This window comes from Kribbella sp. NPDC005582 (genome assembly GCF_040605415.1).
Classification (GTDB): Bacteria; Actinomycetota; Actinomycetes; order Propionibacteriales; family Kribbellaceae; genus Kribbella.
Genome location: NZ_JBEXCU010000003.1, coordinates 645,341 through 661,445 on the forward strand (window position 1 = coordinate 645,341; position 16,105 = coordinate 661,445).

10 protein-coding genes are annotated in these 16,105 nt (G+C 69.5%); 5 read left to right on the top strand and 5 right to left on the bottom strand.

The window, feature by feature from the left end; translation table 11 throughout:
• Positions 1–26: 26 nt before the first annotated feature.
• Positions 27–992: a hypothetical protein gene (locus tag ABZS29_RS20735; RefSeq protein WP_355463893.1), complete on the top strand. Its 966-nt coding sequence runs from the start codon at positions 27–29 to the stop codon at positions 990–992.
• On the opposite strand, the gene ABZS29_RS20740 is transcribed toward ABZS29_RS20735, so the two are convergent.
• Positions 989–1,948: a hypothetical protein gene (locus ABZS29_RS20740; RefSeq protein ID WP_355463894.1), complete on the bottom strand. Its 960-nt coding sequence runs from the start codon at positions 1,946–1,948 to the stop codon at positions 989–991. The genes ABZS29_RS20735 and ABZS29_RS20740 overlap by 4 nt on opposite strands.
• A 93-nt stretch (positions 1,949–2,041) precedes the next feature.
• Positions 2,042–3,784, bottom strand: a complete 1,743-nt coding sequence (locus ABZS29_RS20745) for a GAF domain-containing sensor histidine kinase (protein WP_355463895.1) — start codon at positions 3,782–3,784, stop codon at positions 2,042–2,044.
• Between the two features lie 84 nt (positions 3,785–3,868).
• Between ABZS29_RS20745 and ABZS29_RS20750 the strand changes: the two genes are divergently transcribed.
• From ABZS29_RS20750 to ABZS29_RS20765, 4 genes are all read left to right on the top strand, one after another.
• A complete protein-coding gene (locus ABZS29_RS20750) occupies positions 3,869–5,554 on the top strand; it encodes a SulP family inorganic anion transporter (RefSeq protein WP_355463896.1) in 1,686 nt (561 codons plus the stop codon).
• A 16-nt stretch (positions 5,555–5,570) separates the two neighbouring features.
• Positions 5,571–6,086 carry a GAF domain-containing protein gene (locus ABZS29_RS20755; RefSeq protein ID WP_355463897.1) on the top strand — a complete coding sequence of 172 codons (516 nt, stop codon included), beginning with the start codon at positions 5,571–5,573 and terminating at the stop codon, positions 6,084–6,086.
• Positions 6,087–6,312: 226 nt separating this feature from the next.
• A complete protein-coding gene (locus tag ABZS29_RS20760) occupies positions 6,313–6,855 on the top strand; it encodes a hypothetical protein (protein WP_355463898.1) in 543 nt (180 codons plus the stop codon).
• 54 nt (positions 6,856–6,909) lie between these two features.
• On the top strand, positions 6,910–7,701 hold the full coding sequence (locus ABZS29_RS20765) for an inositol monophosphatase family protein (protein WP_355463899.1): 792 nt from the start codon (positions 6,910–6,912) through the stop codon (positions 7,699–7,701).
• Between the two features lie 46 nt (positions 7,702–7,747).
• Here ABZS29_RS20765 and recD read toward each other — a convergent pair whose 3' ends face one another.
• From recD to recC, 3 genes are read right to left on the bottom strand one after another with little or no spacing between them, the layout of a single operon-like run.
• A complete protein-coding gene (gene recD, locus ABZS29_RS20770; protein ID WP_355463900.1) occupies positions 7,748–9,508 on the bottom strand; it encodes an exodeoxyribonuclease V subunit alpha in 1,761 nt (586 codons plus the stop codon).
• Complete coding sequence (gene recB, locus ABZS29_RS20775) at positions 9,505–12,792, bottom strand: exodeoxyribonuclease V subunit beta (protein WP_355463901.1); 3,288 nt, start codon at positions 12,790–12,792, stop codon at positions 9,505–9,507. The genes recD and recB overlap by 4 nt, the downstream gene beginning before the upstream one ends.
• Positions 12,792–16,100 (bottom strand): exodeoxyribonuclease V subunit gamma, encoded by a 3,309-nt coding sequence (recC, locus tag ABZS29_RS20780; protein ID WP_355463902.1) that lies wholly within the window; start codon positions 16,098–16,100, stop codon positions 12,792–12,794. The genes recB and recC overlap by 1 nt, the downstream gene beginning before the upstream one ends.
• Between the last annotated feature and the right edge of the window lie 5 nt (positions 16,101–16,105).

Below are 16,105 nucleotides of genomic sequence, written 5' to 3' on the forward strand. Positions count from 1 at the left end.
CGCTCCGCGCGGACGAGGCTGTGTGCATGACGGCCTTGGCGCTTACCGACGACGATCACGAGCATCTGCTCCGAGCCGCGGTGGCGGCGCCGTCGATGCACAACACACAGCCCTGGCGGTTCCGGTTCGCCGGTACGACGGTCGAGGTGTACCGCGACCGCGCCCGCGAACTGCCGGCCGAGGATCCGGAGCGGCGGATGCTGTTCGTCTCCCTCGGGGCCGCGATCTTCAACCTGCGGGTCGGCGCCGCCGCGCGGGGTTACGGTACGCGCGTTCGGCAGCTGGCCGACGAGCTACGGCCGGACCTGGTCGCGCTCGTCGAGCTCGGGGGACCGGCCGACGCACGGCTGGCCGAGCTCGGTCCGTACCTGGTCCTTCGCCGGACGAACCGGCGGCCGTTCCGGAACGACAGAGTGCCTGCCGAGGTGCGGACCGGGCTGGCCTTCGCCGCCCGCAGCGAGCGGTCCGATCTGCAGTGGCTCGACAGACTGAGCCGGCGCTGGTGGTTGCGGATGGCAACGAGTGACGCGATGGCCGCCGACGACGAGAACCCGGCCCGGACCGCCGAACGCCGGAAGTGGGTCGGCGGCAGCCGGTCGGTCGACGGCGTCCCGACGAGTGCGCTGGGGCCGCGCGATGCGCACAACAGAGCGGTGGTTCGCGACCTGGCCGCGACAGCAACCGACCTCGAGCGTCCGCCCGGCGCCTTCGAGCTCGAACCGCAGCTGGCCGTGCTGGCGACCCGGTTCGACGGTCCCGGCGAGTGGCTGCGGGCCGGTCAAGCGATGGAGCGCGTGCTGCTCGAGGCCACCCGGCACGGAGTGGCGACCTCACTGCTCAACCAGGTGATCGAACACTCGGACCTGCGCTGGCTGATCCACGACCCGCTCGGTCCGTGGCAGCATCCCCAAGCCGTCATCCGCTTCGGCTACGGACCACCCGTGCCGCCGACACCGCGGCGCCCGATCGCGGACGTCGTCGTACCGGGCTAGCCGAGGAACTCGCCGATCGGGCGGCGGCCGGTGGTCGTCGGCGGCCGGGAATGGCTGAAGCGGATGATCATGTGGGCGAAGCCGGGCAGGCCGGACAATCGCTGGACGCGCCGGCGCAGGTCCTCGAACTCGAGTGGCTGATTGAGGAAGGACGCGCTGACGCCCTCACCGGTGGCTGTGAGCAGGACTCGCTCCAGTGCGATACCGGCGACGACCTGGTCGGCTGGATCGTCGTGCTCGGTCGACAGGACCGCGATCTCGGCGTGGTCCTCGAAGACGGTCTCGGGGCGCATCCGGTCGGTCGGGCTGCTGGCCATGTCGCGAACGACGGCAGGGTAGGTGCTCGAGCGAGGCCCCAGCGCAGCGCTCGGGATGCCGTCGGCCGCGCGCGTGCCGCCGACCCAGTGGGCCCGTTCGGTGCGTCGGTGCCAGTCGTGGATCTCGAGGAGGTCGGCCTCCCGGATCAGGTCGCGGACGGCCTCGACGTCCTCGCCGGTGAGCCAGTTGAGCTGGGCTCCCTCGGCGTGGGCTGCCAGCGTCAGCCCGACGCGTAGGCCGTGGGCCAGGGGAGTGGCGTCGGACGGGTGCCGATCGGTGTGCCGGTACTGGACCTGGCGGGCGAGCCGGCTGAGCTCCTCGTTCGACGTTCCGGTGGGTTCGACGACGATCCGCGCGAGCAGGTCCGGCTCCTCGGCGTACGGGGCGAGACCGAACCAGGTGCTGTAGCCGAGCGACTCGGCCGTGCAGCGCAGGTTGAAGGTCGCGGCGCCGGCGGCGATCCGCATCGCGCGGCCGGTCGGGTCCTCGGCCGGCAGCATCCGGGAGCCGTCGAGGTAGACGTCGATGACGTGGCCCTCGACCTCGAACCGCCACGGTTGCGTGTTGTGCATGCTGGGTGCCGCGATGGCGGCCTCCAGCAGGGCCCGGATATGTGCTTCCGGCAGCTGATAGGTCATCGGGCGCTCCTCCCACGGGGTCTCTCACCTCAGCCTCGCCGGTGGCGGTGGATCGCGCTGCGGGCAAGAGTCCCGACTGTGGGGGGCCGTTGGTCAGTCGGTCGGCGCGGTGAGCTCGATGATGGTTCCGTGCGGCTGGTTGTCGGCGATGCGCACGGTGCCGCCCAGCATCTGGGCGCGGTCGGTCAGGTTCTGCAGGCCGCTGCGCCGGGCGGTCTCGCCGATGCCGACACCGTCGTCGGTAATCCGGGTCGTCACCTGGCTGCCATCGACGATCACGTCGACGGTGACCTGTGACGCCTGTGCATGCCGTACGACGTTCGACAGCGACTCGCGGATCGTGGCCAGGATCTGCGGCCGGACCGCCGCCGGCACCACCGTGTCGATCGGGCCGACGCCGTTCAGGGTCGGCCGGAAGCCGAGCGGCTCGGTGTACTCCGCGATCAGCGCCGACAGGTCTCCGCGCAGCGAGCTCGCCTCCGGGGTCTGCTGCAGCTCGAAGATGGCCGCGCGCAGATCGCGGATCGTCGAGTCGATGTCCTCGACCGCCCGGCTGAGCCGTTGCTGGTGCTCGGGCCGGACGAGCCGGTGCATCCCCTGCAGCTGCAGGCCGGTGGCGAACAGCCGCTGGATGACCAGATCGTGCAGGTCGCGGGCGATCCGGTCGCGGTCCTCGAGGACCGCGAGCATGCCACGGTCGCGTTGCGCCTGGGCTCGCTCCAGGGCCAGCGTGGCCTGGCCGGCGAACATCCGCACCAGATCGGCGCCGTCACTGCCTCGCGTGTCCGAGCCCTGCAGGCCGGCGACGACGAGCAGTCCACCGGTGCCGATCGTGCCGCTGGGCAGCGGCGCGATCGTCGTCCGCCGGAGGCCGGCGCCTTCCGGAAAAGCAGTCAGCCCGCCGGCATCCTTGAGGAGCTCGGCCAGATCCTCGATCACCACCTGTTCACTGCTGCCGGCGATCCGGCCGACCACCGGCAGATCCGCGGGCACCCGGTGCCCGAGGTACTGCCGGAAGCCGGCCGGCCCGTCGACCGCGCGAACGACCAGGTGATCGTCCTCGGCCAACAGGACCGCGGCGGCCTCCGCACCGGAGACCTCGCGGGATCGCCCGGCGATCAGTTGCAGCACTTGTTCGGGGTCGAACTCGCCGAGCATCAGCTGGGTGATCTCGGCGGTGACCTCGTGCCAGCGCCGGCGGCGCTCCGTGTCGGCGTACAGCCGGGCGTTGTCGATCACCACGCCGGCGGCCGCGGCGAGCGCGGTCACGTTGCGCTCGTCGTCCTCGGTGAAGTCGGCGCCGCCGGTCTTCTCGGTCAGATAAAGGTTGCCGTAGGCATGTTCTCTGGTGCGGATCGGGACGCCGAGGAAGCTCTGCATCGGCGGGTGGTTCGGCGGGAAGCCGTACGACCGCGGATGCTCGGCCAGGTCGTGCATGCGGATCGGTTCGGGGTGCTCGATGAGCAGGCCGAGCAGGCCGTGTCCTTCGGGATACGGGCCGATCGCAGCGATCTCGTCGGCGGAGACGCCGTGGGTGATGAACCTGGCCAGCCGTTTGCCGTCGCGACCGACAACACCGAGGGCGCCGTACCGGGCGCCGGCGAGCTCACAGGCCGCCCGGACGATGCGGTCCAGGGTGCTGTTCAGGTCGAGGTCGGCGCCGATCCCGACCACCGCGTCGAGGAGGGCGCGCAGGCGCTCCTGGTAGTCCATGATCTCGTTGACCCGGCCGAGCAGTTCCTGCAACAGCGCATCGAGACGCACCCGCGACAAGCCGGCGTACTCGAGCGCCCCTTCGTCCCAGGTACCGCGTCCTGCAGGTGAACCGTCAACCACCGATCCAGCCTACGGAAGGTCACCGGGGGTTGGGAACGGGCGGCGAGTCGCCGCTGTCCCCGGTGCGGCGGGTACGCTCCCGCAATGGCCGGTCTTGGGCTCCTTCGCCGGTACGAACGCGGGTGGTTGCGGGCCGACGTACTGGCCGGCGTCACCGTGGCCGCGTACTTCGTGCCGCAGGTGATGGCGTACGCACAGCTTGCAGGGCTGCCTGCCGTGACTGGACTGTGGGCCGCGCTTGCTCCGTTGGTGCTGTACTTCCTGCTGGGATCGTCGCGGCTGCTTTCGCTCGGGCCGGAGTCGACGACCGCGCTGCTGACCGCGACTGCGATCGGCCCGCTCGCTGCGGGAGACCCGGTTCGGTACGCCGGATTGGCCGCCGTACTGGCGTTGATCGTGGGAGCGATCTGCATCGTCGGATGGCTTGCCCGGCTGGGGTTCTTGGCCAACCTGTTGTCGCGGCCGGTGCTGGTCGGCTACCTGGCTGGTATCGCGGTCATCATGATCACCGGTCAGCTCGGGCGGATGACTGGCGCGCCGGTGCACGGGGATACGCCACTGGCCGAGATCTTGTCGGCTGGCCGTCTTGTTCCTGACTGGCGCGTTGCTCCGCTGACGTTGTCCTTGGCCGTGCTGGGGTTGCTGTTCGTGATGGCGCGTTGGGCAAGGCGGTGGCCGGGGCCGTTGATCGTCGTGGGTCTGGCGGCCGTGGTGACGTGGGCCGCGAATCTGACCGACCGGGGCGTGACGCTGGTCGGCGACGTACCGCGCGGGCTGCCCGTGCCGCACCTGCCCGCTCTGTCGGTGAGCGACCTCGGCCTGCTCGCGTTGCCGGCGTTGGGCGTCGCGTTGGTCGGCTACACCGACACGGTTCTTACTGGACGAGCGTTCGCGACCCGAGGTCAGGAGGCCGTGGATCCGGATCGCGAGCTTCTGGTGCTCGGGCTGGCCAACGTGTCGGCCGGGCTCGTCCGCGGCTTTCCGATCAGCAGCAGCGGCAGCCGGACGGCTTTGGCCGAGGTCTCTGGCGCGAAAAGCCAGGTCTACTCGCTGGTGGCCGCACTCGTCATCGTGGCGACGCTTCTGTTTGCCGGCCCGCTGCTCGCGACCTTCCCGATTCCCGCGCTCGGCGCCTTGGTCGTGTACGCCGCGATCCGGCTGATCGAGTTGCCGGAGTTCCGCCGGATCGCGGCGTTCCGGCGGAGCGAGTTCGTGCTCGCGATCGCGACCACGATCGGCGTGGTCGCCCTCGACGTACTGAACGGCGTACTGATCGCGGTTGCGTTGTCGGTGCTCGACGTACTGCGTCGGGTGGCTCGCCCGCACGACGGCATCCTCGGCTACGTCCCCGGTATCGCCGGCATGCACGACGTCGACGACTACCCGGACGCGCGGCCCGTGCCCGGTCTCGTCGTCTACCGCTACGACGCGCCGCTGTTCTTCGCCAACGCCGAAGACTTCCGCCGCCGCGCCCTCGCCGCCGTCGACGACGCCAAGACCCCGGTCCGTTGGTTGCTCCTCAACACCGAAGCCAACGTCGAGATCGACATCACCGCCGTCGACGCCCTCGACACGCTGCGCGAAGAACTCGCCGACCGCGGCATCGTCCTCGCCCTGGCTCGCGTCAAACAGGACCTCCGCACGGTCCTCGACGCCACCGGCTTCCTGGACCGTGTCGGCGCCGACCACGTCTTCTACACCCTGCCCACGGCAGTCGAAGCCTTCCACCGTTCCGGCGATGGACACCAGCCCAACCAGCCGCCACGATAAGGGCAGGAGGCCGGCGATGAACCAGCACAATTGCGATCCGCGGCTGGCCGCGGCCCCCGACATCGCCGCGGCCCCCGACATCGCCGCGGTCGCCGACATCATCCGCGTCGCCGCCCGCCGCCTCACCGGCGCCCAGGGCGCGACCTTCGTCGTCCGTGAAGCAAACAACTGCTTCTACGTCGACGAAGACGCCATCGCCCCCCTCTGGAAGGGCCAGCGCTTTCCCCTCACCGCCTGCATCAGCGGCTGGGCCATGCTCCACAACGAAACCGCCGTCGTCCCCGACATCACCATCGACCCGAGAATCCCCCAAGCCGCCTACCGCCCCACCTTCGTCCGCAGCCTCGCCATGGTCCCCGTAGGCTCCCCAACCCCGGTAGCCGCCATCGGCGCCTACTGGTCCACCACCCGCCAACCCTCGCGCGCCGCCCTGACCGTCCTCCACTCCCTAGCCACCCAAGCCGCCGAAGCCATCACCCGAGTAGGCCTCACCAACGCCCCCTGGGCCCCCAACTTCAACCCGACGAAGTAAGACTCCGGGGACTTCCGCCGGGCTACAGACGAACGGCTCCGGCGCAAGCATCATGTCTTGGATGACAGACTCACCAGAAGCCGATGGCGCCGAGCCAGACGGATCTCCCCACAAGCCGTCAGCAACTCCCGTCGAGCGAGCACTGATCGGGATCGCCGGGCTGGCGACGACAGCTGCCGGCACCCTGGCCGTCTTCAGAACTGAGAACGAAGTTGGAACAGGGGCTTTGCTCGTCGCCGGCGCGGCCTTCCTGGCCATGGCCATCTTCGGATTGGTACCGGTGCGCTTCAAGGTGGGCGGCAATGAGATCTGGGTTGCCAGAGCCGCCCTGGAAGCGATCCGCGAGGTTGCTGCGGCAACCGATTCGGCTGCTCGCGAGGAGATCGCTGAGACGTTCGAGGACACCTTGGAGGCGCATGGCATCGGCCGCGATAGCACTGAGGCGGTGGAGTCGATGCTGAGCCGCTTCGAGCGGTACTCCGGCTCGTCCGACGCTCGTGTCGTCCATGATGCCCTGAAGGGAATGGGATGGCGGCCGTCGGTACCGCGGAAGAGCACCTACATCCGATGGGTCTACACAGGCGCGAAGACCGTCAGCCTCTTCCAGCGCAGTGGCTCGCTGGCAGTGGCGACCGTTCAGGTTCGCGATTATGCGGCGACGCTTCCCGGCGCTGCTGCCGGCCCCAAGGACGTCGTGTTCGACTATTCGGGCGATCCCAACGTTGCGATCGATGCTGTGGCTGCCATCCAGCGGTACGCCGAAGCCTGAACGCCTAGGGTGTTCGGGGCTACACCTTCGACTGCGACTCTGGGGGACCATCAGGTGGACGAGCGGGTGCTGGAGTTGTTGCGGGAGGCGGGGGAGCGGTTTGTTCGGCCGCGGTTTCGGGCGCTGGCCGACGGTGAGGTGACGGAGAAGTCGCCGGGGGAGGTGGTGACCGTCGCCGATCGGGAGGCTGAGGTGTTCTTGGCGGCGGGGTTGGGGTTGTTGCGGCCCGGGTTGCCGGTGGTGGGGGAGGAGGCGGTCGCGGCTGATCCTTCGGTGCTGGACGTGCTGTATCCCGAGGGGTCGTGCTGGTTGGTCGATCCGGTGGACGGGACGAACAACTTCGTCAGCGGGGATCCGTCGTACGGGATGGCTGTTGCGCTGGTTGAGGGTGGGCGGGCGGTGGCCAGCTGGATCTGGCAGCCCGAGTTCGGGGTTGCTTGGGAGGCGGAGCTCAAGGCGGGGACGTTTCGCAACGGGGAGCGGATGACGGTGTCGGCGCGCGCGACGACGCTGCCGGAGTTGCGCGGGGTGTTTCACACGCGCTTCTTTCCGCCGGAGCAACGGGAGGCGGTGGAAGGGCAGCCGGTCGAGTACGTGCGGACGCCGGGCGCTCTGACGTCGGCGTGTGACTACCCGGCGTTGATCGAGGGAGCGGTGGACTTCATTTGCTGGGGCCGGATTCTGCCGTGGGACCACGCGCCGGGAACGCTGCTGCTCACCGAGGCCGGTGGCGTGAACCGCCGTCTCGACGGATCGGCGTACGAAGCGAACGCCGTCGGCGATGGCACGCTTGCCGCGGCAAGCTCGGAGGTGTGGGAGTTGGCCCGCGGCACTTGGCCGTTCTAGTTGCCGAGCTCTCGGTCGAGGGTGGCGACGATCACGACCTAGGCCTTCAGGCGAGGCGTTGGCGGAGGCCGGTGGCTCGGAGGGCGCGGCGGCTCAGGGCGGAGCGGATGGCGGACTCGGTGCCTACGACTCGGACTCGGTCCTGGGCTCGGGTGATCGCGGTGTAGAAGAGTTCGCGGGTGAGGAGGCGGGACTCTTCGCCGGGCATCAGGACGGTGACCTCTCCTGCTTGGCTGCCTTGGGCTTTGTGGATGGTCATGGCGTGCAGGGTTTCGATGTTGCCGAGCCGGCTGGGGGCGAGGTCGAGGCGACCGCGGGAGCTGTCGATGCAGACTCGGAGGGTGCCGTCGGGGCGGCGGATGGTGACGCCGACGTCGCCGTTGTAGATGCCGAGGGCGTAGTCGTTGGCGGTGACGAGCACCGGCCGGCCGACGTACCAGGTGTCCCAGAGCGGGTCTTCGGTTTCTTCGGTGATCCAGCGTTCGACGGTCCGGTTCCAGTGGCTGACGCCCCAGGGGCCTTCGCGGTGGGCACACAGAAGGCGGTGGCGATCCAGCGCAGCCAGCGCAGCGTCGGTGTCGCCGGCTTCAGCAGCCGCCCGAATTGCCAGTACGTCGGGCAGTACGGCGGACCGCAGCGTGTCGAGCGGATCGTCCTCATCGACGAACTGCACCCGGTCGCCGCCCTGACGCAGTACGTCGAGAACGGACTCCGGCTCACCGTCCCGAACGGCCAACGCCAGCGTGCCGATCTCACCGCCGAACCGGTGCGACGTGCGAAGCTCAGCTGCCCGAATGTGGCCCCCGGCAACCAACCCCTCAACGAGATCAGCCAGTACGGCGCCTGCCTCGATCGACGCGAGCTGGTCAGGGTCGCCCACCAGGACCAGGCGGGTCTCCGGGCGGACCGCCTCGAGGAGTCGCGCCATCATCGTCAGCGAGACCATCGAGGTTTCGTCGACCACGATGATGTCGTGCGGCAGCCGGTTGTCCCGGTCGTGGCGGAAGCGGGTCGACGAATCGGGCCGCCGACCGAGCAGCATGTGCAGGGTTCGGGCGTGGAACTCGCCGAGCCGGTCCCGGTCGACTGGGGTGAGGCGCTCGGCCAGCTCTCGCCGTACGGCCTCTTCGAGGCGGCCGGCTGCCTTGCCGGTCGGTGCGGTGAGCGCGATCCGGGGGAGGCGGTCGCCGGCCAGTTCGGCTTGTTCCGCGAGGAGGGCTAGGAGACCTGCGACTGTGGTGGTCTTGCCGGTGCCCGGGCCGCCTGTCAGCACGGTCGTCCACTGGCGGGCCGCTGTTTCGGCGGCTGTCCGCTGCTCGACGTACGACGTACCGGGGAAGAGGCGGTCGAGTCCCGCGGTCAGCGCCTGCTCGTTGGCGATAGACGGCGCGGGACGAGAAGCCCGACGGCGGAGGTCCTGATCGACCTGTTCCTCCTCACGCCAGTAGCGATCGAAGTACAGGCGAGTGTCCTCGAGCCGGAGGGGAAAGGGGGCGGCAAGCAACGGACTCGCCTTGACCGCGGTGACCCATTCGGTCACCGAAGGCCAGGTCAGATCGTTGCCGTCTTCACCGACCTCGTCCTGGACCGCGGCGAGGTCAAGACAGACCGAACCGGCTCGAACAGCTCGCGCCACCAGGGCGCACGCGAGCGCCACCGATTCGTTGCGCTCAGCAAGCATCGCCGTGAGCCGGGAGGCCACGTGGACGTCCGCCGCCACGAGCACGCCCGCCGCGTTGAAGTCGCGCAGGATCCCGGTGGCGCCCAGCGCGAGGGTCGAGTCGAACTCGTCGATGAGCGCGGTCATGAGGTGCTCCCGTCGAGCAGTTCGGAGAGGGCGAGCACGAGGGTCGCCGGCATCGGCCAGCTGAACACCCCGGCCGGATGCCCATCGACGACCGGCGTCTCCGGTCCGCACATCCCGCGCAGATACAGGTAAACCACCCCACCAAGATGTACGGCGGGATCGTAGTCCGGCAGCCGCCAGCGAAGGTACCGATGCAGCACCACCGAGTAAAGCATTGCCTGCAACGGATAGTCGGAGTGCAGCATCGCGGCACCCAGTTGGTCCGGGAGGTAGTCCGACGACGTCGCGGGCTGATCAGGATCGCCGAGCCGGTTCGTCTTGTAGTCGACCACGACAAAGCGGTTCCCCGGCACCCGCAGTACGACGTCGATCGAGCCCGTGAGGTAGCCGCGCAGACTCTGTTGCCCGAGCAACGGTTGTTCGAGCCGATCGGCGTACGGAAGCAGTGGATCGTCGGCCGGCAAATGGGCACGCAGCAGCGGTGCCAACTGATGCAGCCGAACATCCGTCGCAACAGCGTCGTCGCCACCGGCGAGCGGGATCTCGAAGTCGAGCTCGCGAAGCCGATCGGCCCGACCCAGGTCAGCGAGCGTCAGCCCGGGAACCAGCGGACCAAGTGGCGTCGCGTGCATCGGCAGCATCGCGGTAGCCAGCACCTCAGCCGTCACATCGACTCGCCAGAATCGCAACTGCTCGCGCACCTGAAGAGTGAGCTCAGCCTGCAGATCGGGCGCCTGCGGATCCGCCTCTTCCAGCACCGCATGCACCAGCGACCCGAACGTCGCCCCCGCTGGCAGCCCGTCCATCGGTGACGGCAGCGCGTCGGCCGGCGCCACGTCCGGCGTCGGTACCGAATCGACGGACTCGTCCTCGAGTTGACTCTCCTCGTGCTCGCTGGCGACACCGCCCACCTGCTGGTCGGCCGCCCGGATCAGCCCCGAGTACGACGTACGCCGCCATGCGAGGTCGACCTCGCGGGTGAAGACGCCGGCCGCAAGTCCGCCGGGGAGTTCGGCCGGGACAGGCTCGGCGTGCTCCGCGATGACCGAGTCCTCGATCATCGGCCCACCGGCCTGCTGCCAGCGCCGCAGCCAGTTCAGTACGTCGTCGTCGGACGCGGACCGCGGCAAGGTGTCGGGCACGATCGCGTCGCCCTGTTTGCGGCCGCGCAGCAGCCGCGAGATCCCGCCGTTGACCTCGTCCCACGAGGGGGCCCACCACGCCACGACCTGTGACTGCGCCCGAGTCAACGCGACATAGGTGAGACGGATGTCGTCACCGGCCTCTTCGGCGCGCCAGAGCTTCTGGTTGGCGCGGTGCCCGCGGTGCCTCTTACCGCCGAGGTCCAGGCACCGCTCGCCGTCCTGGTGAAAGACCAGCAGCTCGGTCTCCTCGACCACATGCCGAGTGAAGGCGAACGGCAAGTACACAACGGGATACTGCAAGCCCTTGCTGACCCACACCGTCATGATCTGTACGGCGGCCGCGTCGCTGTCGAGCCGCCGAGTTCGTTCAGCCGCTCGTCCGCGGCCGGTGCACTCGGCACGTAACCAGTCGAGCAAGGCGGGCAGTTTGTAACCCTCACGGTGAGCGGTCTCGTGCAGCAACTCGGCCAGATGCGCGAGGTCGGTCATGTCGCGCTCGCCGCCCCGCCAGCCGAGCACCCGCTGCGTCGTACCGTGTGCCTGCGCGGCTTCGAAGACCGCCGCGACACCACTGGTGCGCAGCCGGTCCGCCCAGGCCCGCACTGTCTGACCGATTCGGTCGGTCAGTTCCTCGCCACCGGCCCGCAGGCTCGCCGCGGTCTCGCCGAAGAACATCGTCGTCGCCGCTGCACGGACCAGGCCGGAGCGATGCGGTTGGTCGAACGCCTCCAGCAGACAAAGCCAGTCCTGCGCCGCCTGGGACGCGAAGATGTCGAGGTCACCCGAGTACACGGCCGGGATGCCGGCCCGGGCCAGCTCCTCCCGGCAGACCCGCGCGTCCTTGTGCGTCTCGACGATCACCGCGACATCACCCGCGCGCACCGGTTGCCCGTCGTACGTCGCACCGGAGGCCAGCAGGCGACCGATGTCGGCCGCGAGATCGCGGGCGATGTGATCGCGGAGCAGGTCCATCGGGATGTTCTTGCGCCGAGCCGAGCCGAACTGCTCCCGGCGCGCGACCCGCAGCCGGAAGGGCGCGTCGGACGGCGCCCCGGCGAGCCGGCCACCCTGGTGATGAGCGGCGACTGGATGGACGACGATGTCGGGGTGGCCGAGCTGCGCGCCACCGAGGACGACCTGGAGACAGTCGACCAGCGGTTGGTCGCTGCGCCAGTTCGTGTCGAGCGTACGCCGCTGCCCGGCGGTGGCCGCGGCCTTGAGGTACGTCGCGATGTCGCCGCCGCGGAAGGCGTAGATGGCCTGCTTGGGGTCGCCGATCAGGACCAGCGTGCTGGGCCCGTTGAAGGCCGCGTCGATGACCTTCCACTGCACCGGGTCGGTGTCCTGGAATTCGTCGACCATCACGACCGACCACCGGCGCTGCAACTGCTTGCGGGCCGGCGCATTCGGATCTAAGAGCGCGGCCGCGAGCCTGGTCAGCAGATCGTCGTACCCAAGGATGCCGAGGCGCCGCTTCCGCCGCTCCATCTCGTCCAGTACGGCGTGCGCGAACTCGATCCGGACGCCCTCCGGCGACGCCTCGGCGTACTTGTCGGGAACGAGCTTGGTGTGCGGATTGCTGACCGCCTTGAGTGCGATCTCGAGCGCGGTGGCTCGACTGATCGGCGGTTGGTCCGCCGAGCTGCCGAAGCGATTGAGGTAGAGGTCGTCCACCACCTCGGTGACGAGGTCGCTCAAGTCGTCGACCAAGGTGACGCCGGTGTCGGTGTCACCCGCTACGCCGAGCGAACGCAGTACGAGCTGGCAGAACTGATGCGTGGTGGCGATGGTCGCCGCGTCGAAGTTGGCCAGTGCATCCCGAAGCCGCAGATGCCGCTCCGCGATCTCTTCGGGGTCGGCCTTGACGAGATGACCGAGCAGGCCGCCGTCGGTCTCCCAGCGAGCGGGGTCGGCGAGGGCGAGCTCGGCTTCGAGCAACTGCGCGCGCACCCGCTCACGCAGTTCCTGGCTGGCCGCGCGGCCGAAGGTGATCAGCAGCATCTCGTCGAGCTTGGCGCGGCCCTCGGCCACGAACCGCGTGACCAACCCCGCCAGCGCGTAGGTCTTGCCCGTGCCGGCGCTCGCCTCCAGTACGACGGTTCCGGTCGGGAGCTCACCGAGCAGGTCGAACGGTTCCATCACGATGCTCCCTGCTCGTAGCGGAGCATCGGTTCCCAGAGCCGGGCGGCGTACGCGCCGAGCCGGGTCGGCTCACCGGGGTGCTCCTCACCGGGCCGCGTCGGCACCAGCAGCTCGTCCAACCGGCTATAGGGGCCCCAGACCTTTGCGTGTGCCTTGTCGGCGTTCTCGCCGTCATACGTGGCTGGCCGCCAGCGCCGTTCGGCCGCGACCGCCGGATCATCGCCCGTACGGCGGGCCTGGTGCCAGGCGAACGAAGTCTTGAGCGGAAGCGGAATTGGTTCCCGCCTTCCGCTGTCATAGATCGCGGCCAAGTCAGCAAGGAGATCCCGCGCTTCGTGGCCGACCGGGCCGAAGAGCCGGCTTACCGGGCCGGTGCGGGAGCGGCCGATGGCCACCGCAGTCCAGTTGTGGTCGTCGTCGTTGGCGGAGAGCGCGAGCAGTTGGATCCAGCACTCCAGCAACTGTTTGGCGTCGAGCCGGGAGAATCCGACCGAGACCAGCCGATAGCCGTGCACGCTCGGCACCGTGCCGGTGAGACGCCGGCCGCCGCCGAGATCGATGTCCAGATCGAAGGCCCGTGGTGTCGCCTGCCGGTGCGGATGCGCGGTGATCGCGAGCTGCTTCGCCTCGTCCCGTACGTCGGTCGCCGTCCGCCAGCCGAGTCGGCCCGGTGGCAACGTGCCTCGACGCCACTCAGCCTGCAATGCGTCGTTCGGATGCACGCCAGCCAGCATGTCGCGGAGCAGCCGGTCGCCGACCGACCACTTCTGCAGGTTGTCGATCTCGACCGGCATCTCGTCCGAAACCCCGTCGACCTCCCAGGGCAGCGTCAGATCGAGCGCCCGGAAGTAGCCCCGCACGGGATGCCGAAAGAACGTCAGCAGGTCGGCCAGCGCGATGTCCTCGTTGACGGGGACTGTCAGCTGCCCGTCCAGGAACTCCGGGCGGGACGGCCGGGAGCCCGCGGCGGCGCGCGCCGCAACGAGAGCGGTCGGGTCGTAGGTGAACGGTCCCGAGGTGCCGAGGCGGCCGGCTTCGAGGTTCTTCCGGTCGAAGGGCTGGAGCGGATGCTTGATCAGGATGGCGTCCCGGACGCTCGCCTCGGTGGTGCGATCCAGGACATCGAGGAGTTCGCCCAGGGGTACAGCGGGCGGTCGCCGCTGTCCGGAGTACTCGTTGGCGCCGGTGTAGGTGATCACGAGACTCTCGGTCGCGGCCAGAATCGCATCCAGCAGGAGTTGCCGGTCCTCGCTCCGCACATCACGCTCACCGGTCAGCGGGTTCCGGGCCAGCAAGTCGTCCCCGTCGGCCAGGCCGAACCGCGGGAAGACCCCGTCGTCGAGTCCCAGCAAACAGACGACCCGATGCGGAACCGAGCGCATCGGCACCATCGTGCAGACGGTCAGCGTGCCGGTCCGGAAGCTGGCCCGGCTCGGGCGTCCGGCCAGATGACTCGACAGCAGCGCGCGAACATCGGGCAGCTTCAGAGCGATCTCCGCCAGCGGCCCGGCATCGGCGGTGACCGCGGCGAACTCACGATGCACCTGGCTGAGCTGCCAGTTGTCATCCGGAACGACCTTCGTCAGCTGATCGATCCCCGTCCGCAACGCATCGAGCCACTCGGTCAGCGGACGCGTGCCGTCCAGCCGTTCCGTTGCCTTCTGCAACCGATCGACGTACTCCGCGAATCGCCCGGCCAGCTCGATCCGGGTGCTGCCGACGTCGTCGAGCGGCAGCGTCGTGTCGATCCAAGCATGGGCGTCGGCGGACATCGAGACGCCGGCCAGAACGCGGTCGAGGCCGAAGCGCCAGGTGTTCTGCGGGTACGCCGCCAGCCCGTACGGCGCTCGGTGGTCCTGATCGAACGCCCACCGCACTCCCGATTCGCGGACCCAGCCGGTGATCGTGTCCAGGTCGTCGTCGGTGAAGCGGAAGCGCCGCCGTACCGGCTCGGTCTGGGCGAGATCGAGCAACTGGCTGGCGGTGGCCCGGCTCCCGGCGACACCGAGCAGTTGGGTGGCGACGCCCAGCAGGGGATTGGTCTGCACGAGTGACCGGTCAGCCAGCTGGACCCGCAACCGATGGGCCGGATGACCGTCGGTACGGAGGTCACCGAGGCCGAAGCGCGCACTGATCAACGGCGCGTACGTCTCGATGTCGGGGCACATCACCAGGATGTCGCGAGGTTCGAGCGTCGGGTCGGCATCGAGCATCCCGAGTAGCACGTCACGCAGAACGTCGACCTGCCGTGCCGCACCGTGGCAGGCGTGCACCCGCACGCTGCGGTCGTGGGTGGCGAGCCGTCGGCCTTGGGACGCGATGGCGTTGCTCCGCAGATCGTCCTGCAGCCAGCCGAGCAGCGTCTCCGGCAGCGGAGGCGATGGAAGATGCCGATCGGTAGCCGGCGCGGCTGCGAGAGCCAGTTGCAGCTCACGACTGTCCCGTCCGAGCGTGGCCAGGAGGGGATGGTCCGCTTCTTGGTGGCTGAAGTCGGACGCACGGTCGCCCATGCCGATGCGGGCTGCGGCGAGGCGTTCCCACAGCGCGTTGCTGGGGTGGGGGAGCCAGAGGTGTACGTCGCGGTGCTCGGCCAGCGCGGACAGCAGCTCGATCTCGGTGACCGGGAGCCGCGTGTGCCCGAACAGCGAGAGTCGCGCAGGCAGGTCGAGCGAGGTCGGCCGATCACGCAACTGGGCAAGCGTTTCGGCGTGGCGCACGTTCGGAGTCGGCGCGTCGATCCGGGCGGCGAGGCGCCGCCAGAGCTCCGGCTGCCAGCTCAGGTCGTCGTCGACCCGCGCTCCGCGACCGTCGCTGTCGTCACCCCGGCTCCAGTCGGCCAGCACGGTGGGCCGCTGGACGGCGTACGCCGCGAAAAGCCTCGACAGCCGCGCTGCGACGGCGTACCGGCGTCCTTGCCTGAGCTCCGCCTCGGCACCGGTGTCGAAGTGACCGAGGTGCCGCGCGACCGGCTCGCACCAAGGCTCGTCCAGCGAGGCGTCGAGTACGGCGAGCAGCGGCCACACCATCGCGTCGGCCGCCCAGGGGTCGTCATCTGCGAGCCCAAGGATCGTGGCGACCAGCGAGCGCGGCGTCGAGAACCGAACGCCGGCACACACGCCGTCGCTTTTGCCCGGCGCGGCGCCCAACCGATGCGCGAGGCGTTGGGACAACCACCGCTCGACGCCCTTCGCAGGCACCACGACAAGCTCTTCGGCGAACGGATCGGCAAGCGGTACGGCGAGCACGTCGCCCATCGCGTCGGCGAGCAGATCGGTTCGCTCGGCGCGATGCAGGTACAGGGCCACCGAGG